The 24,085-nt window shown below is 71.8% G+C and carries 22 protein-coding genes; 6 read left to right on the top strand and 16 right to left on the bottom strand.

Translation table 11 applies throughout. The features are described from left to right. Positions 1-42 precede the first annotated feature (42 nt). The 5 genes from OHA17_RS21960 to OHA17_RS21940 all read right to left on the bottom strand — a co-directional run bounded on the left by OHA17_RS21960 (position 43) and on the right by OHA17_RS21940 (position 5,794). Positions 43-1,278 (bottom strand): MFS transporter, encoded by a 1,236-nt coding sequence (locus tag OHA17_RS21960; RefSeq protein ID WP_406508015.1) that lies wholly within the window; start codon positions 1,276-1,278, stop codon positions 43-45. Between the two features lie 4 nt (positions 1,279-1,282). Further along, a complete protein-coding gene (locus OHA17_RS21955) occupies positions 1,283-2,497 on the bottom strand; it encodes an ATP-grasp domain-containing protein (protein WP_406508014.1) in 1,215 nt (404 codons plus the stop codon). A 74-nt stretch (positions 2,498-2,571) separates the two neighbouring features. Then, positions 2,572-3,357 carry a B3/4 domain-containing protein gene (locus tag OHA17_RS21950; RefSeq protein WP_406508013.1) on the bottom strand — a complete coding sequence of 262 codons (786 nt, stop codon included), beginning with the start codon at positions 3,355-3,357 and terminating at the stop codon, positions 2,572-2,574. 296 nt (positions 3,358-3,653) lie between these two features. Continuing rightward, positions 3,654-4,259: an anthranilate synthase component II gene (locus OHA17_RS21945; RefSeq protein WP_406508012.1), complete on the bottom strand. Its 606-nt coding sequence runs from the start codon at positions 4,257-4,259 to the stop codon at positions 3,654-3,656. After that, entirely contained in the window at positions 4,256-5,794 is a 1,539-nt protein-coding gene (locus OHA17_RS21940; RefSeq protein ID WP_406508011.1) for an anthranilate synthase component I family protein, read from the bottom strand. The genes OHA17_RS21945 and OHA17_RS21940 overlap by 4 nt, the downstream gene beginning before the upstream one ends. Before the next feature lie 312 nt (positions 5,795-6,106). On the opposite strand from OHA17_RS21940, the gene OHA17_RS21935 reads away from it, so the two are divergent. Both OHA17_RS21935 and OHA17_RS21930 read left to right on the top strand, forming a co-directional pair. Continuing rightward, complete coding sequence (locus tag OHA17_RS21935) at positions 6,107-7,507, top strand: PLP-dependent aminotransferase family protein (protein ID WP_406508010.1); 1,401 nt, start codon at positions 6,107-6,109, stop codon at positions 7,505-7,507. 166 nt (positions 7,508-7,673) lie between these two features. Continuing rightward, entirely contained in the window at positions 7,674-7,853 is a 180-nt protein-coding gene (locus OHA17_RS21930; RefSeq protein WP_406508009.1) for a hypothetical protein, read from the top strand. A 14-nt stretch (positions 7,854-7,867) separates the two neighbouring features. Here OHA17_RS21930 and OHA17_RS21925 read toward each other — a convergent pair whose 3' ends face one another. Further along, positions 7,868-8,404: a GNAT family N-acetyltransferase gene (locus OHA17_RS21925; RefSeq protein WP_406508008.1), complete on the bottom strand. Its 537-nt coding sequence runs from the start codon at positions 8,402-8,404 to the stop codon at positions 7,868-7,870. 169 nt (positions 8,405-8,573) lie between these two features. Between OHA17_RS21925 and OHA17_RS21920 the strand changes: the two genes are divergently transcribed. Then, positions 8,574-9,239 (top strand): DNA-binding response regulator, encoded by a 666-nt coding sequence (locus tag OHA17_RS21920; RefSeq protein ID WP_406508007.1) that lies wholly within the window; start codon positions 8,574-8,576, stop codon positions 9,237-9,239. A gap of 74 nt (positions 9,240-9,313) precedes the next feature. Then, entirely contained in the window at positions 9,314-9,829 is a 516-nt protein-coding gene (locus OHA17_RS21915) for a molybdopterin-dependent oxidoreductase (RefSeq protein WP_398878740.1), read from the top strand. On the opposite strand, the gene OHA17_RS21910 is transcribed toward OHA17_RS21915, so the two are convergent. The 7 genes from OHA17_RS21910 to OHA17_RS21880 form a co-directional block, all read right to left on the bottom strand. Further along, positions 9,784-11,190 (bottom strand): 4-hydroxybenzoate 3-monooxygenase, encoded by a 1,407-nt coding sequence (locus tag OHA17_RS21910; protein WP_406508006.1) that lies wholly within the window; start codon positions 11,188-11,190, stop codon positions 9,784-9,786. The genes OHA17_RS21915 and OHA17_RS21910 overlap by 46 nt on opposite strands. 1 nt (position 11,191) lies before the next feature. Beyond that, a complete protein-coding gene (locus OHA17_RS21905) occupies positions 11,192-12,442 on the bottom strand; it encodes an alpha/beta fold hydrolase (protein WP_406508005.1) in 1,251 nt (416 codons plus the stop codon). Positions 12,443-12,513: 71 nt separating this feature from the next. After that, positions 12,514-13,755 (bottom strand): 3-carboxy-cis,cis-muconate cycloisomerase, encoded by a 1,242-nt coding sequence (pcaB, locus tag OHA17_RS21900; protein ID WP_406508004.1) that lies wholly within the window; start codon positions 13,753-13,755, stop codon positions 12,514-12,516. A gap of 61 nt (positions 13,756-13,816) precedes the next feature. After that, entirely contained in the window at positions 13,817-14,392 is a 576-nt protein-coding gene (locus OHA17_RS21895) for a protocatechuate 3,4-dioxygenase subunit alpha (RefSeq protein WP_406508003.1), read from the bottom strand. After that, on the bottom strand, positions 14,392-15,114 hold the full coding sequence (gene pcaH / locus OHA17_RS21890) for a protocatechuate 3,4-dioxygenase subunit beta (RefSeq protein WP_406508002.1): 723 nt from the start codon (positions 15,112-15,114) through the stop codon (positions 14,392-14,394). The genes OHA17_RS21895 and pcaH overlap by 1 nt, the downstream gene beginning before the upstream one ends. Next, the gene (locus OHA17_RS21885) at positions 15,111-15,866 is read right to left on the bottom strand and encodes a 3-oxoacid CoA-transferase subunit B (RefSeq protein ID WP_406508001.1); all 756 of its coding nucleotides are present in this window, start codon (positions 15,864-15,866) and stop codon (positions 15,111-15,113) included. Before OHA17_RS21885 ends, pcaH begins: the two co-directional genes overlap by 4 nt. Further along, positions 15,863-16,630 (bottom strand): CoA transferase subunit A, encoded by a 768-nt coding sequence (locus tag OHA17_RS21880; protein WP_406508000.1) that lies wholly within the window; start codon positions 16,628-16,630, stop codon positions 15,863-15,865. Before OHA17_RS21880 ends, OHA17_RS21885 begins: the two co-directional genes overlap by 4 nt. Positions 16,631-16,842: 212 nt before the next feature. Here OHA17_RS21880 and OHA17_RS21875 point away from each other — a divergent pair, with 212 nt between their 5' ends. After that, positions 16,843-18,522, top strand: coding sequence for an IclR family transcriptional regulator C-terminal domain-containing protein (locus OHA17_RS21875; protein WP_406507999.1), 1,680 nt, complete (start codon positions 16,843-16,845; stop codon positions 18,520-18,522). A gap of 523 nt (positions 18,523-19,045) precedes the next feature. Further along, positions 19,046-20,137 (top strand): type III polyketide synthase, encoded by a 1,092-nt coding sequence (locus OHA17_RS21870; RefSeq protein ID WP_406507998.1) that lies wholly within the window; start codon positions 19,046-19,048, stop codon positions 20,135-20,137. Between the two features lie 63 nt (positions 20,138-20,200). Here OHA17_RS21870 and OHA17_RS21865 read toward each other — a convergent pair whose 3' ends face one another. The 3 genes from OHA17_RS21865 to OHA17_RS21855 form a co-directional block, all read right to left on the bottom strand. Further along, complete coding sequence (locus tag OHA17_RS21865; protein ID WP_406507997.1) at positions 20,201-20,713, bottom strand: hypothetical protein; 513 nt, start codon at positions 20,711-20,713, stop codon at positions 20,201-20,203. Between the two features lie 83 nt (positions 20,714-20,796). Continuing rightward, positions 20,797-22,317, bottom strand: coding sequence for an alkaline phosphatase (locus OHA17_RS21860; RefSeq protein ID WP_406507996.1), 1,521 nt, complete (start codon positions 22,315-22,317; stop codon positions 20,797-20,799). A 145-nt stretch (positions 22,318-22,462) separates the two neighbouring features. Next, complete coding sequence (locus OHA17_RS21855) at positions 22,463-23,974, bottom strand: LCP family protein (RefSeq protein WP_406507995.1); 1,512 nt, start codon at positions 23,972-23,974, stop codon at positions 22,463-22,465. Positions 23,975-24,085: the final 111 nt, after the last annotated feature.

Genomic DNA, 24,085 nt, shown 5'->3' with positions numbered 1-24,085 from the left:
GTGAGTGAAGTGGAACCGGTACGGAGCTGGTGCGAGGGATGGCTAGGTGTTCGCCGGGGCCGCCTTCGACTCCGGCACGGCGGTGGACTCGGCGGCGGACGGCCTGATCCGCAGGAGCGCGAACCCGGCCATGCCGATGAGCGGGGCGAGCAGGAGCGTCACGAAGACGGGCCGGTAGCCGTCGGCCGTCCACAGGACGCCCAGGCCGACCGGCACGACGAGCCGGGCCAGGCCCAGGACGAAGCCGTTCAGCGCCATGAAGCTGCCGACGCGGCGCTCGTCGACGTGGTCGGCGACATAGGTGGGCACGACGACGGACACGATGATCTCGCCGAGCGTCCACACCACGGTGGAGAGCAGCAGCGCGGGCAGCGAGAAACCGAAGACGATCACAGAGAGCCCGAGCGTCCACAGCAGCCCCGCGACCATGAGCAGCGTCTTGGTGCCGTAGCCGCGCAGGTGTTTCTCCATGAGCAGCCCGAGGCTCACCACGACGACGCTGTTGATCGTGTAGACGGCGCCGACCAGACCGGCCGAGTCGTGCAGGACGGTCGTGACGGCGAGCGGCAGCGCGTATTCGAGGCCGATGAGCGGCACGACGTAGAAGAAGGAGACGAGGACGAGCAGCAGCACGTGACGGTGCCCGAGCGGCCCTGAACTACCCATCCCCTTCCGGGAGTTGGCGCCACCGGTGTCCTTGGCGCGTCGGTCGCGCGGCACCCAGAGCGTGATCATCGCCGCGCACAGCAGGCCCGCGAGGATGTTGCCCGCGAACATGACGTGGTACGAGTACGCGGCGGCGACCCCGCCCAGGAGCGGGCCCACGCCCATGCCGAGGTTGTTGCCGACGTAGCTGATCGTGTACGCGAAGGGACGCTGCTCGGGGGTGGTGAGGTCGGCGACCAGGGTGTTGGAGGCCGGGCTGAACATGCCCATGCCGACGAGGGCGACGAAGAGCAGTGCCGCGTACGTCCAGGGCGCGCCGTCGAGCAGGGCGAGGCCGAGGTAGCCGGCCGCGTTGAGGATCAGCGCGCTCAGGAGTGCCGTGCGCCGGCCCTTCAGGTCGCACAGCGGGCCGCTCAGGAGGCTGCCGACCAGGAGGCCCGTGCTGCCGATGGAGATGAGCAGGCCCGCCTCGCCGGGGCTGAGGTCCTTGCCGCGCACCAGGTAGACGGCGAGCAGCGGGAAGACGAACATGCCGGCGCGGTTGACGAAGGAGGCGAGGAACAACACCCGTAACGCGAGCGGGAGTTCCTTGAAGCGCGCGACCCACACCATGGCTCTAGGCCTCGGTCTCTACGCGGAAGCTGTCGCGCACGGTCTTGAAGCGGGCCTTCACGTCCTCGAAGTCGACGCCCTCGCACACGTACCAGCCGAGTACGTCGTTGGAGGCGGTCGGCGGGGCGAGGACGTCGCCGACGTGCTTCCACACGTCCGCGTCCACCACGCCTTCCAGAGCGGTGAGTTCGGCCGCCGAGGTGATGGCGGTGATCGTCCCGTACTCGCTGGAGGAGAGGTACTCGGTGCCGACCTCCGGGCCGAGCCGGGCGGCGGGGCGGTGGTCGGGGTCGAGTTCGAGGCGGCACCACTCACCCGCGAGGTTGATGCCGCGCCCGGCCTCGATGGCGGGCACGATCGAGCCGCCGCCGGCCCGCGCGCCCGCCTCGCCGAAGACGATCTCGCCGTCGTCCAGGAGGAAGAACTCGGCGTGCACGACACCGGTGCTCAGGCCGAAGCCGCGCAGCACGACCGCGTTGAGCTCCAGGATGCGCTGCTCGCGCGCCGACAGGTCGTGCTTGCGGGAGATGGTGCCGCCGGGCTCGTCGCGGTACTCCAGGACGGAGTACGTGTACTGGGAGAGCTGCTCGAAGACGGCCTCGCCGCGCTGGAACAGCGAGTCGACGTGGAACTCGGTGCCGCGGACGAACTCCTCGACCCGGTATTCGTGCCGGTCGTCCCCCATCTCGCCCCAGATCCGGTCGAGTTCGGCCCGGCCGTCCACCCGGTAGGTGTTGCCGCAGGCCCAGCCCGCGTACGGCTTGATGACCACGGGGTAGCCGACCTCTTCGGCGAACTCGGCGACCGCCGTGACGGTGTCGGGGCGGCAGGAGCGGGCGACGCGCACGCCGAGCTCCTCGGCCCTGCGGTGCATGACGTTCTTGTCGCGGAAGTTGAGGGCCTGGTCGGGGGTGAGGCCGGGGATACCGTGGTCCCGGCGGGCCCGGCTCGCGGGCAGGACGTCGCCCTCGAACAGCGGGAAGATCCGCTCGATGCGGTGCTCGGCGACGATGGTGTCGACGGCCGCGCGCACGGCAGCGGTGTCGTCGAGGTCGGCGTGGTACTGGGCAAGACCGTCGGCCTCGGGAGCCTCCCAGCCGGTGGGCAGCAGCACCACACTGGCCACGCCGAGCTCGGCGGCGGCCGCGACGACACTGCGGAACTGGGCGGTGTAGCGCCCCGCTGCGGGCCGGTAGACCACCAGGATCGAGGGGTTCATGCGGTGCTCCTCATACGAGATACGAGTCCGGGATGCGAGCCCGGGTCCGGCCACGGCGGAGTGGGAAGGCGGCATCAGCGGACGGCCGCGGCCGTGGGGGCCGTGAACAGTTCCCCGCTCGGCGCGGTCCGGTCGAGCACCAGCGGCCGTCCCGGCTCGGCGCCGAGTTCGGTGAGTGCCGCGACGAGCCGCTCCAGGGCCTCGTCGACGACGGCCCGGCCGCCCTCGTGCGCGGACTCCACGGTGAGCAGCAGCCTGTGGCGGCCGGTGTCGGTCTTGACCACGTCGCCCTGGCGCCAGTTCCAGCGCCGCGAGTGCGCGCGGCCCTGGCCGTCGGCGTAGACGACCTCGCCCGGGTCGGGGTTCTCGGTGGCGTCGGGCGCCCCCAGCGGCGCGAAGACCTCGTTCCCGTACGCGAGCCGGACCTCCAACTCGCCCTGGATGTCGCCCACGTCGCAGGACGCGACGGGCAGCCGGCTGTCCAGGGAGACCGCGTTGCAGAGGTCGACCAGGGCGTTGATCCGGGGCAGCCGGTCGCCCTTGGCCACCCGGCGCAGGACCGACTCGGCGGCGCAGGGGAACTTGTTCGGGTTCACGTCGACCGTGCGGTAGGCGTCCCGCCAGGCGGCGATCGCGGGCAGCGCGGACACGTCCGCCTTGCTGAGACGGGCCGCGTGCAGCGCGTCCTCGGCGGCGGTGAGCCGCGCGCCCGCCTCCGGGGACTCCCGCACCACGTCGACGTCCGGTACGGCGATCAGACCGAGCACGTATCCGGGCACCCGCTCCGAAAGGCGGGCGTCGATGGTGACGGTGAGGGCGCCGGCGAGGCCGGGGCCGGGCCTGCTGGGGGAGGTCTCCATGGAGGTGGGTTCCTTCGATTCCGTCGGTTCGGTGGCGGTGTGTCCGTGGCTGTGCCGTGGGCTGCTTCCAGGCGGACCGCTGATGACGGTCCGACAGTAGGGAGCGGGCGGGGTCCCGGCTGTGGCCAATTCCCGGGAAAACCAGGAGTCCACTTGCGGGCCCCGTGGCCCGCCCCCCTCAGCCGGACTTCCCCGCGGGGCTGGGCGCGGCAGCCGCAAGCCCGTCCCGGGTCAGGGGCAGGGCGGCCAGGACCACGGCCGGCTCGCAGCCGAATAACCGCATCCAGCGCGAAGCGCTAGCGGGTAGCGCCCGCTACGGCGCCGCGGGTTCCGGCGGTCGCCCCCTCCAGGAAGTTCCCGAACAGCCGCATCCCGTCCTCTGTCATCACGCTCTCCGGATGGAACTGCACCCCCTCGACGGCCAGCGACCGGTGCCGGACGCCCATGACGTACCCGTCGTCCTCGGAGGTCGCCGTCACCGCCAGCGCGGAGGGCGGCGGCTCGGTGACGATCAGCGAGTGATAGCGCGTGACGGTCAGGGGGTGGGCCGCGCCCGCGAAGACGCCGAGCCCGTCGTGCCGCACCGGGCTCGTCTTGCCGTGCATCAGCCGCTCGGCGACGGCGATCTTCGCCCCGTACGCGAGCCCGATCGCCTGGTGTCCGAGGCAGACGCCGAGCAGCGGCACCCGCCCGGCGAAGGCGTGCACGAGCTCGACGTGCCCGGAGTCCGCCGGGTGCCCGGGGCCGGGGCCGAGGACCACCGCGTCGGGGGCGGAGGCGATGAGCTGCTCCACGGAGCGGGTGCGCGAGCGCACCACCTCGGTCCGGGCGCCGAGGCTGAGCAGGTACTGGTCGATGATGTGGCTGAAACTGTCGTACGCGTCGACGAGGAGGACCTTCACTTCTGCAGCTCCTCGCCGGTCAGCGCCCAGTACGTGGCGCTCATCTTGGCCAGCGTCTCCCGCCATTCGGCGGCGGGTTCGGAGTCGGCGACCATCCCGGCCGAGGCCTGGGTGCTGTAGCGGACCCCGTCGTGGACGGCGGTGCGGATGCACAGGGCGAGCACCGCGAAGCCGCGCACGTCGACCAGGCCGAGGGCCCCGGCGTAGATGCCGCGCGGGTGGTCCTCGATGTCGTTGATGATCTCCATGGCGCGCAGCTTGGGCGCGCCGGTCATGGTGCCGGCCGGGAAGGTGGCGCAGATCGCCGCCCACACGTCCGTACCGTTCCTGACCTTGCCGGACACGGTGGACACCAAGTGGTGGACGTACGCGAAGGGTTCGACCTCCATCATCGTGTCGACGGAGAGCGTGCCGGGCTCGCAGACCCGGCCGATGTCGTTGCGGCACAGGTCGACGAGCATGACGTGCTCGGCCTGTTCCTTGGCGCTCTCGCGCAGCTCGGTCACCCGGCGGGCGTCCTCGGCCGGGTCGGCGGCCCGGCGCGCGGTTCCTGCGATGGGCCGCATCGAGATGGCGTCGTCCTCGACCCGGATGAACAGCTCGGGGCTGGCGCCGATGACGGTCCGGCCCGCCCAGGGGACGAGATACATGTAGGGGGACGGGTTGCGGTGCCGAAGCCGCTGGTACACCTCAAGGGGCGTCAACTCGGTCTCGACGTCGATCCGATGGCCGATCTGGATCTGATAGCTGTCGCCGATGCCGATGTGGTGGAGGCAGCGTTCGGCGCGCTCGATGAAGGTGGCCTCGTCGACGGTGTCGCGTACGGACGAGGCCACGGGGGCCTCCGGTATGTGCGCGCCGGTCGCCCCCTGCCCCCGTACCGCGTCGACGACCGTACGCAGCGGCTCCTGCCCCGCGTCTGGCGTCAACTGCGGGCCATCGGCGGCGAGATGGCGAACCCTGCCGCTCTTCAGGTCGTACCAGACGGTGTCCTTGAAGAGGGTGAGCGTGCAGCGTGGGAGGCCCGACTCGGGCTGGCCGGAGGGGAGTTCTTCCATCGCCCAGGCCGCCTCGTACGACAGCGTGGTGAGGAAGCCGAAGGCGAAGGTGCCCGTGGGGACGGCGGTGTCGACGTCGAACAGGGCCTGCACCGCGCGCAGGACGCGCCAGACGGTGCCGGGTTCGCGCACGGGCCACCGGCGGGTGGCGCCCGTCGCGTCCGCAACCGCGCCCGCTTCCCCGGTGGTTGCCGAGAGCGCGGCGGCGAGCCGGTCGCCGAGCGGCCCGGGGGCGACGAGTTCCAGCCGGTCGGCGTGAACACGTAGTTCGGCGAGGCGGCCGTAGCCGACGGCGGCGTAGTGGCGGTCCTGGTCGGGACCGTCGAGGCTTTCGAAGAGATAGACGTCACCTTGTTCCCGGGTCCGGGCAAGGGCTTCATAGAGACTCAGCGCGTCGACCTGCGGAAGTTCCTCGGAATCGACCCGGACCGGAATGGTCGGGACCGGAATACTCGCGACCGCTTCGGAGTGAGGCAATTCACCGTCGTACGCTGGTAGTTCTGACATTTTTGACAGGTCTGACAGGGCCGATAGGTCTGACAACAAGGACACGTCGAAAGCCTTCCTGATCCGACTGGACCGTAGGGGCTTCGAGGAATGAGCAAGCACGTCGACAGCGCGCCGAAGACCCGGCGCCGCACGTCACGCATGTCCCGCTGGTCCGCGGGACTCCCCCGTGCCACCCCCACTCGCCGATTTCCCCCGGCGACGAATGTGTGTGCCCAATGACTCCATCAAACGCGGCACCGACCCAGCCATACCACTTCGGCCTCCGGAGAGGAGACCACTTTGTCGCTGCAGCTCGCCCTCACTCTGGACCGTGAATCCCGCATCCCGCTGGCCGTTCAGATACGCAATTCACTGCGCAAACTAATTGAGGACGGAACTTTATGGCCGGGTACGCGGATCCCGTCCAGCCGGCAACTTGCCCTGGATATAGGGGCGTCCCGCAGCGTCGTGGTGGAGGCATATGAACAGCTGTCGGCCGAGGGGTATTTGCGGACCAGGCACGGTTCGGGCACCACGGTCTCGGAACGGGCCGGGGCCGCGGACACCCGCTCCACCCTCGTGCCGCCCGACCAGGAGGCGGCGCCCGAGGCGATGTGGGACCTGCGCACGGGAACGTCCAACGTGGTGGACTTCCCGCGCCAGGAGTGGCTCCGCTGCATGACGGCGGTGGTCACCGACGCAGGCCACCAGGAGCTCGGCTACTCCCCGCCGGCCGGCGTCCCGCAGACCCGGCGGGTCCTGACCGGCTACCTCGGCCGGGTGCGGGGGGTGCGCAGCCGCCCCGAGGACCTCATGGTCACCGCCGGCTTCGCCCAGGGCCTGGCCCTGATCTGCCGGGTGCTGCTCGACCGGGGCCACACCCGGCTGGCGGTGGAGGACCCGGGGCATCCGGGCGAGCGGGAGTTCGTCACGAGCTCGGGGCTGCGGGTGGTGGGCATCCCGGTGGACGAGGACGGGCTGCGGGTGGACCTCCTGGAGCAGAGCGGCGTACGGGCCTGCCTGCTGACCCCGGCCAACCAGTTCCCGACGGGCGTCCGGCTCGGCGTGCCGCGCCGGGAACGGCTGATCGCCTGGGCGCGGGAGGTCGGCGGCTACATCATCGAGGACGACTTCGACAACGCGTTCCTGCACCGCTCCGACCGGCTGCCGGCCCTGCAGAGCCTGGCCCCGGACCGGGTCGTGTACGCGGGCAGCGCGAGCAAGACGCTGGCCCCCGCGCTGCGGCTCGGCTGGCTGGCGGCGCCGTCGGAGCTGATGGCGTCGGTGGAGTACGTCCGGGCGGGCTGGGACATCGGCTGCTCGGGCCTGGAGCAGCTGGCGTTCACCCGCTTCATCGACACGGGCGCGCTGGACCGCCACCAGCGCCAGCTCCGTACGGAACTGCACCGCCGCCGCCAGACCGTCCGCCGCCAGGTGGAGGCCTGCCTGCCCGGCGCGCGCCTGACCGGAGGCGACAGCGGCCTCCAGGCATACGTCCAACTCCCGCCCCACATAGCCGAAGCGCCCCTGCTCCGCGCCGCCCGCCAACGCTCGGTCCTCACCCGAGGAGGCGCCTTCTACACCCTGTCCGACACGACCCGTCCCCCCGCCCTGGTCCTGAGCTACGCCACGGTGACGTGCTCGGGCCTGACCCAGAGCCTGCTGGCGCTGGGGGAGGCGTTTCGGGAGGTGGGGGGATGAGGCCGGGCTCGGGGTTCGCTCAGGGGGTGCGGCTGCCATTCCGGCAGCAGGCGGTCGTGCGTAGGCCGTCGAGCGTGCGGGCCGCACCACCCTGTGGGCAGCCTGGGTGTGGCTTCCCGATTCCTGTGCCGGGCGCATGGGGCGCCCGGGCACAAACGTGGAACTCGTGGTGCAGCCGGCTCCGCAGCTCAATGTCCAGCACAACTTCGACGTCACGTACATCGAACCGCGCCTGCGCCAGATCCTGCTCGATTCCGCCCTCAATCTCACCAAGAAGTACGGGTGTTCCACCCCCGCGTTCCTGGCTTCCTTGCAGGCCGCCAAGGCTGGACAAGCCGGAGAGTGAACCGCCCCGGGGCCTCACCCCGTCGGGCGGCGGCTCCAGGCGTCCAGCGTGGTCGTGGTCGTCGCCGGGCGGGGGGTTCTGGTCCAGCCCCAGGCCGCGTACGCCGCTGCCGCCGGGGTGTTGGTGGGGGCGATCAGGGTCGTGAGCACGTCGGCCTCCTGGCGTTCCAGGAGTCTTTGCTGGAGGCGGGTCGCGATGCCCCTGCGCCGGCGGGAGGGGAGCACCATGAGTTCCGCCAGCGCGAACACCCGGTCGGCGGTGGCCAGTTCCTCGTCGCCGTCGGTCTCCGCACCTCGGAAGCCGTGCCACCACTCGCCCTCACGCCCCGGCGGGTAGCCGTACGCGCAGCCGACCAGGAACGGATCCCCCGCGATGATCATGTCGAAGCCCGGGCGCTGCACGTCCTCCGCGAAGCGGCGCAGGAACCCCTGCCGGCCCAGCGACTCCGCGTCCTCGACACCTTCGTACGCCGCTACGTACAGGTCCGCGACGGATTCCCGTTGCTGCTCGGCCTGCCATCGGGACAGCCGCCGCAAGAACACCTCTGTCATCGCAATAGCGTGGCAGGTCACGGGCGCTCACGGAACAGGTCGGATGAGGGAAGGGGCCGGGAGTTCCCAGCCCCTGAGCGCCGTGGCAGGGAGCCGGGTGTTCCCGGCGGTCCCGGCGGTCCCGGCGCGCGTTGACCCGGTCCGGCGGGCGGCCCACACTGGCCAGATCATGGACGACCAACAGATCGTGACGCTCCACGGCGAGCGGGCGCTCATCGACCGGGCCGGGCATCTGTTCGCGGGGGCGCGGCACGAGTTCCTGGTGGCCGCCGCCGACCCGGGTACCTGGTCGAACGGGGTACGCACCGCCTTCGCCGCCGGGCTGCGCCCCGCCACGGAGCCCGGCGGGGTCACCCTGCGCAAGCTCTACACCCCGCAGGCCCTGCCCGACGCGCGGGCCGAGCGGCGGCTCACCAGGATGGCCGCCGGCGGGGCGCACATCCGGATCTGCTCGGCGCCGCTCGCCCAGGAGACCATCGTCCTGGACCGGCGCATCGCGATCCTCGCGGGTGCCCCCGGCTGCGGTACGCGCACGTACACGGTGATCCGCACGCCCGACGTCGTCGCGGGGCTCAGGTCGCTGATCCACGCCGCCTGGGAGTCGTCCCCGGACCTCGACGACCACCTGCGCCGACGGCCCGCGGAGCTGGACGCGGAGGCGCGGCGGATCCTGCGGATGCTGGGCGGCGGGCACACCGACGAGTCGGCCGCGCGCCTGCTCGGGATGTCGCTGCGTACGTATCGCAGGCGGGTCGCCGAGCTGATGGCCGCCCTTGGGGCCACTTCCCGGTTCCAGGCGGGGCTGCGGGCGCGTGAGCTGGAGGGGCGGTTCTGACCGCAGCGGCCCCGGCCGACTTCGCGTTCGCACGCCCTGATGCAAAACAGCATATGCGAGCCATAATCTCGTACATGACTCATAAACGCGTGGCGGATCGGCACATGGCGGTGGTGGGTGCGGTCGACCGGCCGGTCCGGCTGAGCGTGGCCGAGCTGCGCGAGCGGTGGGCACAGCGGACGGCGGCGGTCACCTTCGACTGCGCGACGAGCGGCCCGCGTGCCCACACCTTCACGGGCCCGCTGCTGCGCGAGGTGATCACGGCGGCGGGGCCCGGGTTCGATCCGGCCCGCCGCAAGGACCGGTCCCGCTTCCTCCTGGAGGTCACCGGCGAGGACGGGCACGCCACGGTGCTGTCCTGGGCCGAGATCGACGAGGACTTCGGCGACTCGCCGGTGCTGCTCGCCACCGCCCTCGACGGGGTCCAACTGGACGCTCTGGGCGCGCAGTTGGTGGTTCCGTCGGACCGGTGCGGGGCGCGCTACATCAGCGGGATCACTCAGATCCGGCTGCGTGCGTGCGGCGGCGCGGGCGAGGCGGCCGATCAGCTCGCGTACGGCGAGGGCGGGGCGATCGGCAGGCCCGTGTAGTTCTCGGCGAGCTCGGCGGCCGCGTGCCGCGAGTGGGCGATGCGGTCGAGCTGGGACAGCTGGAGCCGGGTCTCGAACGCGGAGTGCGCCGGGTCCGCGTGGAGCAGCTCGGTCATGGTGTACGAGAAGTGCTCGGCGCGCCAGACCCGGCGCAGGCACGTCTCGGAGTAGGCGTCGAGGAGCTCCGTCGAGCCGGTGACGTGCCGCTGGACCAGCGCGCGGGCCAGCACGACGACGTCGGCCACGGCGAGGTTCAGGCCCTTGGCGCCGGTCGGCGGCACGATGTGCGCCGCGTCCCCGGCCAGCAGGAGCCGCCCGTACCGCATGGGTTCCATGACCCAACTCCGCATGGGGAGAACGGATTTGGCGACGACGGGGCCGCGTTCCAGTTTCCAGGCCGGGTCGGCGTCGGTTGCCAGGCGTGAGTCGAGCTCGTCCCAGATGCGGACGTCCGGCCAGTCGGCGGGGTCGGTGCCGTTGGGGACCTGGAGGTAGAGCCGGCTGACGGTGGGCGAGCGCATGCTGGCGAGCGCGAAGCCGCGCGAGGAGTGGGCGTAGATCAACTCGTCGTACGCGGGCGGGGCTTGGGCGAGGATGCCGAGCCAGGAGTAGGGGTAGGTGCGCTCGTACGTTCTGCGGAGCTCGGCGGGGACGGCGTTTCGGGCGATGCCGTGGAAGCCGTCGCAGCCGACTATGTAGTCGCAGGTGAGGGTGGCGGGCCTGCGGTCGGGGTGGCGGCGGTAGTGGATGGTGGGCGTCTCGGTGGTGGGGCGGGTGCGGGTGCTGGTGCGGGTACTGGTGCCGGTCGCGGCGGCGGTCGGGGTTCCGGTCACGGTGCCGGTGCCGGGCGCGGTCGCGGTGCCAGCCGTGGTCGCGGTGCCAGCCGTGGTGCCAGCCTCGGTGGCAGTGGCGTTCGTGTCGCGAACGCCTTCGATTCCCGTCACCTCCGAATCGAAGAGCAGCGGGGCACCGGCTGCCAGTTGCAGGGCCACCAGGTCCTTCACCATCTCGGTCTGCGCGTAGACCATCACTCGGCGGCCGCCGGTGAGGGACGGGAAGTCGATGCGGTGGGAGCGGCGGTCGTGGCGGAGCTCGATGCCGCCGTGGGGCAGCCCCTCGCGGTCCATGCGCTCGCCCGAGCCGGCGGCCCGTAGAACGTCCACGGTGGTCTGTTCGAGGATGCCGGCGCGCTGACGTTGCTCGATGTACGCGCGGTCGTGGCTCTCCAGGACGACGCAGTCGATTCCGGCGTTGTGCAGGAGGCGGGCCAGGAGGAGTCCGGCGGGGCCTGCGCCGATGATGCCGATGGTGGTGTGGGTGGGAGTGGGGGTGAAGGTGGGGGTGGGGACGCTGGGGGGCATTTCAGCTGTCCTTCTCGTCAGTGTCGGCCGCGTACTCGCTGATCGCCCGTTCCGCGACGGCGAAGGCGGCGTTGGCGGCGGGGACGGAGCAGTACACGGCGCACTGGAGCAGTACTTCGCCGATCTCGTCGGGGCTCAGGCCGTTGCGCAGGGCGCCCCGTACGTGCAGCGCCAACTCGTCCTTGTGGCCGCCCGCGACGAGTGCGGTGAGCGTGATGGCGCTGCGGGTGCGCCGGTCCAGGGTGCCGCCGCCCCAGATCTCGCCCCAGGCGTAGCGGGTGATGAAGTCCTGGAAGCGGGCGGTGAAGGGGGTGGTGCGGGCTGTTGCTCGGTCTACGTGGGCGTTGCCCAGGACCGAGCGGCGGGTGGCCTCGCCGACTCGTCTGAGCGGGTCGGGGTGGGTACGGGGGCCGGCGGCGGTGCGGATGCCTGTGCCTGTGCCTGTGCCTGTGCCTGTGCCTGTGCCTGTGCCTGTGCCTGTGCCTGTGCCTGTGCCTGTGCCTGCGAAATGGCTGAGCAGGGCGTCGGTCACTGCCTCGGGCTGCTCCAGGTTGGCCAAGTGGGCGGCTCGGGGGAGTTCGAGGAGCTGGGCATTCCGGATGCCGTCGGCGAGTTCGCGGGCGTGGGAGGGCGGGGTGGATACGTCGTTCCGGCCCGCGATCACCAGGGTGGGGGCGGTGATACGGGCCAGTTCCGGGCGCAGGTCGAGCCCGGCGAGGATCTCGCAGCAGGCGGCGTACGACTCGGGGTCCACACGGTGGTGGTCGGCGAGGAGGCGCCCCGGGGCGTCGAACGCGGGGCTGAGCCAGCGGTTCGGCGCGCTGTCGGCGACCTCGCCGATTCCCTTGGTGCGTACGGTGTCCGCCCTCTCCCGCCAGGGTTCGGGCGGGCCGAAGTGGGCGGAGGTGCAGAGGAGTGCGAGGGATTCGACGCGGTCGGGGTGGTGGGCGGCCAGCCAGGTGCCGATGGCTCCGCCCAGGGAGATTCCGGCATAGCTGAAGGTGTCTATGCGGAGCTCTTCGAGGAGACTCAGGAGGAGGGCGCCCAGGGTTTCGAGGGTGGGCCGCGGCGGGGGTGGGTCCCATGCGGGGGAGTTGCCGTGGCCCGGCAGGTCCCAGCGGAGGATGTTGAAGTGTGCGGTCAGTGCGTGGAGTTGGGGCTCCCAGAGGGCCGGGGTGGTGCCCAGGGAGGGGGCCAGTACGAGTGTGGGGGCGGCGGGGGTTAGGGCGGGGGTTAGGCAGTGGTTCAGCATGGGGCCTCCCGGGGGTGGGTGTGGGTGCGGGCGGGGGCGGAGCCCTCAGGGTTCAGCCTTTTCAGCTCCCGTCACGGGTGGGCGGGTGGGCGAACGTCCTCCGGGGGCGCCGCCAGCGCCCCCCTCCTCAGCGCTCGGGCGACCATCGCCTCCGCCGCCCCCACACCCCCCGCAGCCTCGCCCAGCTTTCCCAACTCCCCCTGCGCCAAGTTGCTCCGCATCCGTGCGGGGAACACCGACAGTTCCCCGCACAGCACCGCCGCCCCTCGCGCCGCGCCCCCGCACAGCCGCAGGGCCTCCCGCAGTGGCGACCACTCCGCGTGCCACGCACCCGGGGGGCGTTCGTCCTCCGCGGCCATCGAGGCGTACAGGGTCGACGCCAGTGCCGGTACTTGCCGGGCCGCCGAGGCCAGCAGCACGGACCGCACCGGGTTCCTCTTGTGCGGCATCGCGGAGGAAATCCCGCCCGTGCCCTCGGCCACCTCCCCCACCTCCGTGCGGGACAGCACCAGTACGTCCGCCGCCACCTTCCCCAGCGCCCCGGCGCAGAACGCCAGCGCCCCGGCCAGATCCGCCACCGGTGTACGCAGCACGTGCCACGGCAACTCCGGTGCGCACAAGCCCAGTTCGGCGGCGAAGGCGCTCACCAGCGCCTCCCCCTCCATCCCGTACGCCTCGAAGGCCGCCAGCGTTCCCGCCGCGCCGCCCAGTTGTACGGGGAGGGTGGACCGGACCCGTACGACACGGTCGTGTGCGTCGAGGACCAGGGAGCGCCAGCCCGCCGCCTTCAGGCCGAACGTCGTCGGGACCGCATGCCGGGTCAGGGTGCGGGCCGCCATCACGGTCGCCCGGTGCCGATCGGCGAGGGGGGCCAGGGTCGCGGCCGTCGCCGCCAGGTCGACCCCGATCAGGTCGAGGGTGCGGGCGGCGACCAGCATCAGCGCGGTGTCCAGGATGTCCTGGCTGGTGGCACCCCGGTGGACGAACTCCTCATCCCCGGGCGAGAGTTCCGCCACCGCCGCCCTCAGGTCCGTCACGAGGGGGATCACCGGATTGCCGCCCGCCCCGGCCCGCAGGGCCAGCCCCCGCGCGTCGAACCCGACGGAACCCGCCGCCTTCGTGACGGCTTCCGCCGCCCGCCCCGGCACCGCCCCGATCCCCGCCTGCGCCCTGGTCAGCGCCGCCTCCGCGTCGAGCATCGCCCGCAGCACCGCCGCGTCACCCGTCGCCCCCTCGGCCGGGCTCCCCGCACTCACCGGGGTCAGCAGGCCGACATCCCCGCCCCCGTACGAAGACGCGTCCCTCGAAGGCACGTCACTGGAACCCTTGGTACGGGAAGCCATGTCACTCAAAGGCGCGTCACTCGAAGGCACCTCACTGGAAGTCAAGGAAAACCGTCTCCCTCTCCCCCTGCAAGTGGATGTCGAAGCGGAACAGCCCGGCTCGCTCGCCCTCCCTCCGGGCCAGCATCGTCTCCCCCTGCTCCCCCGCAAGCCCCTTCAACTCCCCTTCCCCGCCCAGCCCTTCGACGTACGCCCGGGTGAAGAGGTGGCGCGACAGGCCCCGCGCGAACAGGCACACCGCGAGGTAGGGCGCGGCCGGCGGCGGGGGCAGGGTGCGTACCGACCAGTGGCCGTGCGCGCCCGTCGCCACCCTGCCGAAGCCGGTGAAGCCGATGCCGTCCCGGCCGAGGAAGGCCCCGTTCGCCGGGTCCCGGCGCCACGAGCCGGCCCCGCCCGTGCGGGAGCCGTCGGGCGCGGCCTGCCAGAATTCCAGGAGCGCGTCCGGCACCGGCTCCCCGCGCCCGTCGTACACGTACCCGTGGACAGTGATCGAGGCCGGATGCCCGGTCGGCGCGATCTCCTCGCCGCCGGGGAAGGGGAGGGCGTAGCCGTAGAAGGGGCCGACCGTCTGTGAGGGGGTCGGGTCAAGTCCAACCGGCTCCGGCATCACGCGGTCACCTCCGGGTCGGGCAGCGTCGCGGCCGGGCCGTCGAGCACGATGTCCCAGCGGTAGCCCAACGCCCAGTTACGGACGGACAGTTCGGGGTCGTACGCCGCCACGAGCCGGTTCCGCGCCGCCTGGTCGGTGACCGTGTGCAGGATCGGGTCGTACGCCAGGAGCGGGTCGCCCGGGAAGTACATCTGGGTGACCAGGCGCTGTGTGAACGCCCGGCCGAAGAGCGAGAAGTGGATGTGTGCCGGACGCCACGCGTTCTCGTCGTTGCCCCAGGGGTACGCCCCCGGCTTGATCGTCGTGAACGCGTACCGCCCCTCGGCATCCGTGAGACACCGGCCCGCCCCGGTGAAGTGCGGGTCGAGCGGGGCCGCGTGCTGGTCGCGTCGGTGGGCGTAGCGACCGGACGCGTTCGCCTGCCAGATCTCCACGAGCTGGCCCCGGACGGGATGCCCAGAGCGGTCGACCACCCTCCCCGACACCGTGATCCGCTCTCCGTGCGGGTCTCCCACGTGCTGGCGGGTCAGGTCCGCGTCGAGCGGCGTGACCTCGGTGACGCCGAACACCGGGCCGCACAGCTCCACCGCCTCCGGGTCCCCGCCCACGGAGACCGGCGCCCGCAACGGTTCGCGCAACGCGCCACTGCGGTACGGGCCCACCACACCTGGTGCGGGCGCCTCCTCGACCATGCCGACCTGCCCTTGAGTGAGCGTCATCGCCCTGCCACCTCTCCCGAGCCCGAATCGCTGCCTGCGGTGTCGCCACCTGCCGTACCGCAGCCTGCGGTGTCGCCGCCTGCCGTACCGCTTCCCGCGGTGTCGCCGCCTGCGGTACGGATGTGAACCAACGCCCCCGTTCTCGCGCGCACCTCCTCCACCTCGATCCCCGGCGCCGTCTCGACCAGCACGAAACCGTCGTCGGGGTGCACATCGAGCACGGCCAGATCGGTGATGACCCGGTGCACACAAGCCCGGCCGGTGAGCGGCAGGGTGCAGCGCTCCACGAGTTTCGGAGTGCCGTCCTTCGCGGTGTGCTCGGTCAGCACGAGCACGCGGCGCACCCCGTGCACGAGGTCCATCGCGCCGCCCATCCCCTTCACCAGCCGCCCCGGCACGGCCCAGTTGGCGAGGTCGCCGCCCGCCGACACCTGCATCGCGCCGAGGATCGCGGTGTCGACGTGGCCGCCGCGGATCATCCCGAACGACAGCGCGGAGTCGAAGAACGCGGCGCCCGGCAGCACGGTCACCGTCTCCTTGCCCGCGTTGACGAGGTCCGGGTCCACGTCCGCCTCCAGGGGGTACGGTCCGACGCCGAGAATGCCGTTCTCCGAGTGGACCACCACCGCGACACCCGGGGGTAGATGACCTGGGACCAGGGTCGGCAGCCCGATGCCGAGATTCACACAGCTGCCGTCCCCGAGTTCGGCGGCCGCCCGCGCCGCCATATCCTCCCGCGTCCACCCGCTCACCGGCGCCCCTCCACCCGTACTGTGCGTCTCTCAATTCCCTTGTCTGCAGCCTGAGTTGGCGTCAGGGGCACGACGCGCTGCACGAACACCCCCGGCACGTGCACCTCGTCCGGGTCCAGCCCGCCCGCCTCCACGAGGTGTTCGACCTCGGCCACCGTGACCCGGCCGGCCATCGCCGCGAGCGGGTTGAAGTTGCGGGCCGCTCGGCGGAAGACCAGGTTCCCGTGCCGGTCGCCCTTCCAGGCCCGTACGAGGGCGAAGTCCGTGGTGATGCCGTGTTCCAGGACGTGCTCGCGCCCGCCGAACTCGCGCACCTCCTTGGGCAGTGAGGCCACGGCCACCTCGCCCCCGGCGCCGTACCGCAGGGGCAGCCCGCCCTCGGCGACCTGGGTACCGACCCCCGCCGGGGTGTAGAACGCGGGGATGCCGCAGCCGCCCGCCCGCAGGCGCTCGGCGAGGGTGCCCTGCGGGACCAGCTCCACCTCCAGCTCACCGCCCAGGTACTGGCGGGCGAACTCCTTGTTGGTGCCGATGTAGGAGCCGGTCACTCGGGCGATGCGGCCGGCCGCGAGCAGCACGCCGAGGCCGCCGCCGTCCACCCCGCAGTTGTTGGAGACCACGCTCAACTCGGTGACGCCCTGCGCGTACAGGGCGGCTATCAGCACGTTCGGCACCCCGCTGAGGCCGAAGCCGCCGACCGCGAGGGAGGCCGCGTCGGGGATGTCGGCCACCGCGTCGGCGGGGACCCGTACGACCTTGTCCATTCTGTCCATGGAAACGCCCACGCCCGTTCTCGCTCGGCACCTGCCCGTGAAGCTCTCGCTATGTGTTCGCCAGATGAACTAGAGTTCAGAATTGCGCTCGCCCCGAGTGTGCGTTCAGCCGGCGCACGCGTCAACACCCCGTGTCTCGATCCCCGCGTCGCGACCTCCATGCCTCAATCCCCGTGCCTCAACTCCCCACTCCCGGAGGCCACATGAGCACCGCCCCCGCCGAAGCCGTCGGCCCGCTGATGCGCGGGGTCGCCGTGCTGCGCGCACTCAGTGACGCCGACGGGCGGCTCAGCCTCGGCGAGCTGGTACGGGTGACCGGGCTCGCCCGCTCCACCGTCGACCGGGTCGCCGCGACGCTGGCCCGCATGGGGTACCTGCGCCTCGACGGGCCCACCGCGACGCTCGCCCCGCGCCTGATGGAGCTCGCCAACGCCTACCTCGGCGCCCTGCGGCTGCCCGCCCTGCTCGGCCCGTACGCGGTCCAACTGGCCGAGGAACTGGACGAGTCGGTGTCCCTGGCCGTACCCGACGGCGACGGCATCCGCTTCGTCCACCAGAGCACCCGGCGCCGAGCGATGTCCCTCACCTTCCGCATCGGCGACCTCCTCCCGGCCGAACGCACCGCGCCGGGCCCCCTGTTCGCCGGGCACTGGACGCCCGAGCAGTGGCGGGCCTGGCACCACCGACGCACGGCCGACCCGGCGGGCCTCGCCTTCACCGCGGCCCCGCCCGCCGAAGCCGAAACCGGAACCGGAGCCGGGACCACGGCCGGAACCGCGGCCGACGATTTCGAGGAGCGCGTCGAAGCGGCCCGCACCGCGAGCTGGGCGAGCGACGACCAGCTCATCGAGCCGGGCCTCATCGCCGTGGCCGCGCCGCTCCGCGACCCGGCGGGCACCCCGGTCTGCGCCGTCAGCGTGGTCAGCCACACCAGCCGCCACAGCGCGGCATCGCTACGGAAGGCCGTGCTGCCCCGCCTGCGAGCCGCCGCCTCGGCGATGGAGGCCGAGCTGGCCCGCGACCACACCCCCTCGCTCGACACCGCGCCGGCGCGGCCCCACGCGCTCGCCGCCTGGACCTCGGCCTCGAAGCAGGAGCTCGGCTCGGAGTTCGTCGAATCGCTGGCCCGCGGCCTGACCGTGCTGACCGCGTTCGGCGCCGACCGGGCCGAGCTCACGCTCAGCGCGGTCGCCGAGGCCACCGGCCTCGCCCGCGCCACCGCCCGGCGCGCCCTGATCACCCTGGATCACCTGGGCTTGGTCGCCACCGAGGGCCGCTCCTTCCGCTTGACCCCGCGCGTCCTGGCCCTCGGCTGCCCGCCCCTGTCCCGTACGACGCTGTCCGACATCGCGGCACCGCACCTGGCCGCCCTGGTGCGCACCGTGCACGACTCGGCGTCGCTCGCGGTGCTCGACGGCGACGCCATCCAGTACACGGCCCGGGTCGCCACCACCCGGATCATGAGCGTCAACATCACCCTGGGCACCCGCTTCCCCGCGTACGCGGCCTCGATGGGCCGGGTGCTGCTCGCCGATCTGGACGCCGGGGAGCGCGCGGCGCGGCTCGGCCGTGCGGAGCTGGCGGCGCTCACTCCGCACACCGTCACCTCCCCGGCCGCGCTGGCCTCGGTCCTGGAACAGGTGGCGGACCAGGAGTACGCGCTGGTCGACGAGGAGTTGGAGGAGGGGCTGCGCTCGATCGCCGTGCCCGTGCGGGACGCCGGGGGGCGGGCGGTGGCGGCCGTGAACGTGGCCATGCACACCACGCGGCGCACCGTGCCGGAGTGCCTCGCCGAGGTGCTGCCCGAGCTGCGCGCCACGGCCGCGGCCATCGAGGCCGAGCTGCACGTGGTCAGCCGGTTCTGCCGCACGCCGCTGTCGTAACCGGCGCCTCCGCTGCCCGGTACCGGCGCCGTTCGAGCCGGTACCGGTGTGCCTCCAGGCGGTACCCGTGTCCGTCCGGAAGACCGGCCCTGAGGCCCCGGATCCTGATCAGGACGCATTTGTCACCTTGAGCGACAGCACTTTCCCTCTAATCGGTTAATTCGGGTGAACCCGGACATGTTCATGACGTCATTCGGGGATACAGGGCTAGTCCGCCCCAGCCTGTCCCTGACACACCGGAGTACGCCTCGTGGAGACCACAGAGCCCGTGTGGAGCTGCCCTCTCGGCTACGCCGATGCGCTCGCATGCGACTCGCGGCTCCAGCGGACGCCGGCCGAGGAGCCGGTTCGTGCGGGTCCGGATGGCGTAGGGCGAGGGCGAGGCCCGGCTGGTCACCCGCGTCCCCGGAATCCGGGCGGTGGGCGCCGCCGGCGTGCCGTGGCACACCCACTCCATCCGGCGGCAGGCTCTCCGCCTTCCGGTCGCCTGGTGACCAACCACCCGTCAACGAAGGGAAGTTAGATGGCAACCCTGTGCCGACCGGCGGTCGCCGTGCCCGACCACGTCATCACCCAGGAGCAGACCCTGGCGCTCGCCCGCGAGACCCACGCCGGGCACCCGCAGCGCGACCTCGTCCTGCGCCTCATCGAGAACACCGGCGTCAAGACCCGCCACCTCGTCCAGCCCCTCGAAGACACCCTGGCCCACCCCGGGTTCGAGTTCCGCAACCGGGTGTACGAGGCCGAGGCGAAGAGACGGGCACCCGCGGTGGTGCGCGAGGCACTCGCCCACGCCGGGGTCGAGCCCGCCGACATCGACCTGATCGTCTATGTGTCGTGCACGGGCTTCATGATGCCCTCGCTGACCGCCTGGCTGATCAACACGATGGGCTTCCGCAGCGACACCCGGCAGCTGCCCATCGCCCAGCTGGGCTGCGCGGCGGGCGGCGCCGCGATCAACCGCGCGCACGACTTCATCACGGCCTACCCGGGCTCCAACGTGCTGATCGTGTCCTGCGAGTTCTGCTCGCTGCTCTACCAGCCCACCGACATCGGCGTCGGCTCGCTGCTCTCCAACGGCCTCTTCGGGGACGCCCTCTCGTCCGCGGTGGTGCGCGGCGAGGGCGGCACCGGCATGCGGATCGAGCGCAACGGCTCGCACCTGGTGCCGGACACCGAGAACTGGATCTCGTACGCGGTGCGCGAGACGGGCTTCCACTTCCAGCTCGACAAGCGGGTCCCGGGCACCATGGAGATGCTCGCCCCGGCCCTCAAGTCCCTTGTGGCTCAGCACAGTTGGGAGGTCGGCGAGCTCGACTTCTACATCATCCACGCGGGCGGCCCCCGCATCCTGGACGACCTGTGCCACTTCCTGGAGCTGGGCCCCGAGATGTTCCGCTTCAGCCGCACCACCCTCACCGAACGCGGCAACATCGCGAGCTCGGTGGTCTTCGACGCCCTGGCCCGCCTCTTCGACGAGGGCGGCATGGACGACGGCGCCCGCGGCGTGATCGCCGGCTTCGGCCCGGGCATCACCGCGGAGATCGGCGTGGGCAGCTGGAAGGCGGGCCCGGACATGGACGACGAGCTCGACGCGATGGCCGCCCGGATCTGAACTCCGGCCACTTCCCCGCCCGTTGCCCGCTTCCCTTGCCCGCCGCTCGTCTCCCCTACTCGTCTACTCGTTGACCAGCACGGGGACGGAGAGCACCGCACTGGTCGGCGTGCCGGTCAGCGACGCCTTGGGCCGCACCTCGAAGTCGATGCCGGCGCCTTCGGCGGCCGGGGTGTGGGCGCCCCCGTGGTCGTCGTGGCCCTCCTCCGCGTACTGGAACGAGCCGGTGCCGAGCAGCTTGCCGTCCGCGTCGTAGTAGGCGGCGCTCAGCTCCAGGGCGATCAGTTCACTGACGTCCGAGGTGACGGCGAGGTGGCCGGTCACGGCGGATCCGGCGGCCAGGGCGCTGCCCGTGATCTTCACGCGGTCCGTGAACGGGCCCTGTTCCAGGCGCACTTCACCCTTCGCCAGCTTCCGGTACGCGGCGGGGGCGGCGGCCTGCTTGGGTGCCGCGAAGCTCACCGAGGGGACGGGGACCGGGGCGTCCTCGGCCCCGCTCCCGCCGGATCCGCCGCCGCAGGCCGTGGCCAGGGCGAGCGTGAGGGCGGCCAGGACGGCCGGGGCGATGCGTCTCATGGGTGGGTACTCCTGCTCCTGCGCGTACTGCGGTGAACGGGGCCGGGGGCTGCCTGCCCCCGGCCCCTCATCGGCGGGCGGGGTCAGCCGCGGGGCGAGCGGCCGAACAGCGAGCCGTACATCTTCCCGTACAGGTCGGTGTTGAGCTGGCTGGCCGCGAAGCGGTCGGCGCCCGGGCCGTACGCGAAGATCGGGACGTCCGCGCCGGTGTGGTTACCGGACAGGTACGTCAGCCACAGGCTCGCCTCGGGGCTGCCGTCCTTGACGCCCTTCGGGTCGTCCGGGGTGCGGAAGGTCGCCGGGCCGAAGTTCTTGGCGTCGCCCGCGCCCGCGCCGTTCACGATGCCGGACGAGCGGGCCGGGTCCTTGGCGCCCGAAGTGGCCCGCGAGGGACGGGAGTTGTTCGCCGGGTTGCCCGCGTCCGTGTTCGCCGGGGGCGCCGCCGACTCGGCGTTGGTGTACGTGCCCTTCTCGATGATGTTGAAGCCCGCGCACTCGTGGTCCGCGGTGACGACGACCAGCGTGTGGCCGTCCCTCTTCGCGAAGTCGGTGGCCGCCTTCACCGCGTCGTCGAACGCCTTGACCTCGGCGAGCGTCTGGGCGGCGTCGTTCGCGTGCGAGCGCTTGTCGATCTGGGCGCCCTCGACCTGGAGGAAGAAGCCCTTCTTCGAGCGGCCGTCGAGCAGGTCGATCGACTTCTTCGCCATCTCGGCGAGCGTCGGCTCCTGCTTCTGCGGGGCGCCCGCGGGCAGGGACGCCTTCGCCTGCTCGACGGTCAGGTTGCCGCGGTTGAAGAGCCCGACGACCTTCTTGCCGCGCGCCTTGTCGAGGTCCGCCTTGGTGGCGACCTGCTGCGAATCGGCGGTCTGCGCGGCCAGCTTCGGGTCGCCGAACGAACCGAGCACCTGATAGCCCTGCGCCTGGAGCGCCTTCTGGTCGTCCGGCTCGAAGCGGGCGAGACCGCCGCCGAGCACCACGTCGGCGGTGCCGTTGCGGGCGATCTGCTCGGCGATCGGCGTGATCAGCGTCTTGTCGGCGGGCGCCTTCTCATAGCTGCCGTCGGCGTTCTTCGGCAGGCAGGCCGCGTCCGAGTACGTCGGCCCCTGGCAGCCGCGCAGCAGCGCGTGGCTGAACTGGGCGGCGGGCGTGGCGTCGGTGATCTCGGCGGTCGAGACGTTGCCGGTGGCGAAGCCGGCCGCCTTGGCCTGCTCCATGAGCGTGGCGCGCTTCTTCTCGTAACTGTCCACGCCGATCGCGGCGTTGTACGTCTTGACGCCCGAGGCCCAGGCGGTGGCGGCGCTCGCCGAGTCCGTCACCAGGGCCGGCTGGTCGCCGCCCTTCTCGACGGCGTACGTGGCGACCGCGCCGGTGTAGGGCAGGCGCTCCATGTTCAGCTTGCCCTGGGCGCCGTAGTAGCGCTCGCGTCCCGCGGTGACGTGGGTGCGGCCCATGCCGTCGCCGAGCAGGTAGATGACGTTGCGTATCTCGCGACCGCCGCCGTGACCGCCGTGCTGGGGTGCGGAGCTGGCGGTGACGGCCGAGCCCGCGGCGACCGCGGAGGCCGCCGCGAACACCGCGAGCACCTTCATTGCCTTGTGTGTCATGGCGGTGAAGCTATGAGTCGCATGTGAACGGACCGGGAGGTTCAGGCAGCCGCGAAGCGAACCCCTTTACCTGCCGCATAACTTTTGCGTCCCGGCCCTTTGCCTACTCTGGGTGCTTCCCTTACCCGCGGGCCTGGCCGCCGGCTTACCCGTACGACAGGTTGGAGCAGATGTTGTCGTCGGCCGAGCGGGCCTTGTCCGCGACCGCGGGCGGCACCGAGGCGGGGGCGCTGGGCGCCGCGTCCGCGCCGCTCTCCTTGTACTGCGTGCCGAGGATGACGTTCAGGCCCGGCGTCTTCGACTGCCGCATGAGCGCGCCGGGGAAGTGCGTGGCGAGCGTCTTGGCCTTGGCCTCGTCGTTCGGGCCGTACTCGATGACGGTGTGCGTGTAGTCCTGGGTGGCGGCGGTCGTGGCGCCGGTCACCGTGAAGCCCGCCGACTTCAGGGATTCGGCGGCCTTGCCCGCGAGGCCCTTCTCGATGGTGCCGTTGTAGACGGCGACGCTGATCCCCTGGCCGGAGGCGGGGGCCGGAGCGGAGGCGGCCGGGCTCGGCGCGGCGCTCGCGCCCTTCCCGGCGGCGTCCTGGCCGTCGACCGTACGGTCCGCCCTGAGGGCCGCGAACAGCGCGTCGGCCTCGGGCTTGACGACCGCGACGCGCGCGCCCTCGTACCGCCAGGGCAGGGTCACGAACTTGGTGTTGTGCAGGTCGATGTCCTTCATGGACATCGCGAACGAGATCAGCTTGTTCGCCGAGCCGAGGCCCGGGTCGACGGTCATCGACTTGGTGGCGGCGGTGGCGAGCGGCAGCAAGCTGGTCGGGTCGAGCCCGTTGCCCTTGACCTTCTTGATCAGGCTGCCGACGAACGCCTGCTGGCGCTGGATGCGGCCTATGTCGGAGCCGTCTCCTATGCCGTGCCGGATGCGTACGTAGTCGAGCGCCTTCTGGCCGGAGACGGTCTGCGGGCCCTTGCCGAAGATCAGGCTGCCCTTGTGGCCCAGCTTGGGGTTGAGGTCGCCCTGGTAGACGTCGTTGGGGACACAGACCTGGACGCCGCCGACGGCCTCGGTCATCTTCGCGAAGCCCGCGAAGTCGACGACCACGGTGTGGTCCACGCGCAGACCGGTCAGCTTCTCGACGGTGTTCTGGGTGCAGGCCGGGTTGCCCTCGACCGTTTCGCCCACCTCGAAGGCCGAGTTGAACATCACATTGTGCTTGTCCTTGGTCCACGTCCCGTTCGGCAGCTTGCACGGGGGTATGTCGACCAGGGAGTCGCGCGGTATGGACACGGCGACGGCATGCTTCTGGTCCGAGTACACGTGCATCAGGAACGCGGTGTCCGAGCGGCCGATGTCACCCGTGCCGTGGCCGTACGAGGCGTTGTCGCCGGAGCGCGTGTCGGAGCCGATGACCAGGACGTTCGAGCCCTTGGTCGAGGCGGCGGGGCGGTTGGCGGAGACTCCGCCGTCGTCGAAGGTCTTGATGTTGCCGTTCAGCTGGAAGTAGATCCAGCCACCTCCGGCGACCGCGAGCACGACGACCGACAGGACCGTGACCCCGGCGATGCGGGCGCGGCTGCGCTTGTTGCGGCGCCGTGGCGCGGCGGAGCCGCCGCCCTCGCGCCTGCTTGCCGCTCCCGCTTTGTGGCTGCCCGCCATCGGACCCCTCATCCCTCATTCACGCCTCTTCTGTAGAGGAGACGGTGAGTCGCACACTCTGGTTGTACAGTTGCGCAATGTAGCAAGTCTCACTGAGAGCCATCAGCCCCA

This window comes from Streptomyces sp. NBC_00212, from assembly GCF_045206365.1.
Lineage (GTDB): Bacteria > Actinomycetota > Actinomycetes > Streptomycetales > Streptomycetaceae > Streptomyces.
Note: the sequence above shows the minus strand (reverse complement) of the source record. Positions and strands in the feature narration are given on the sequence as shown.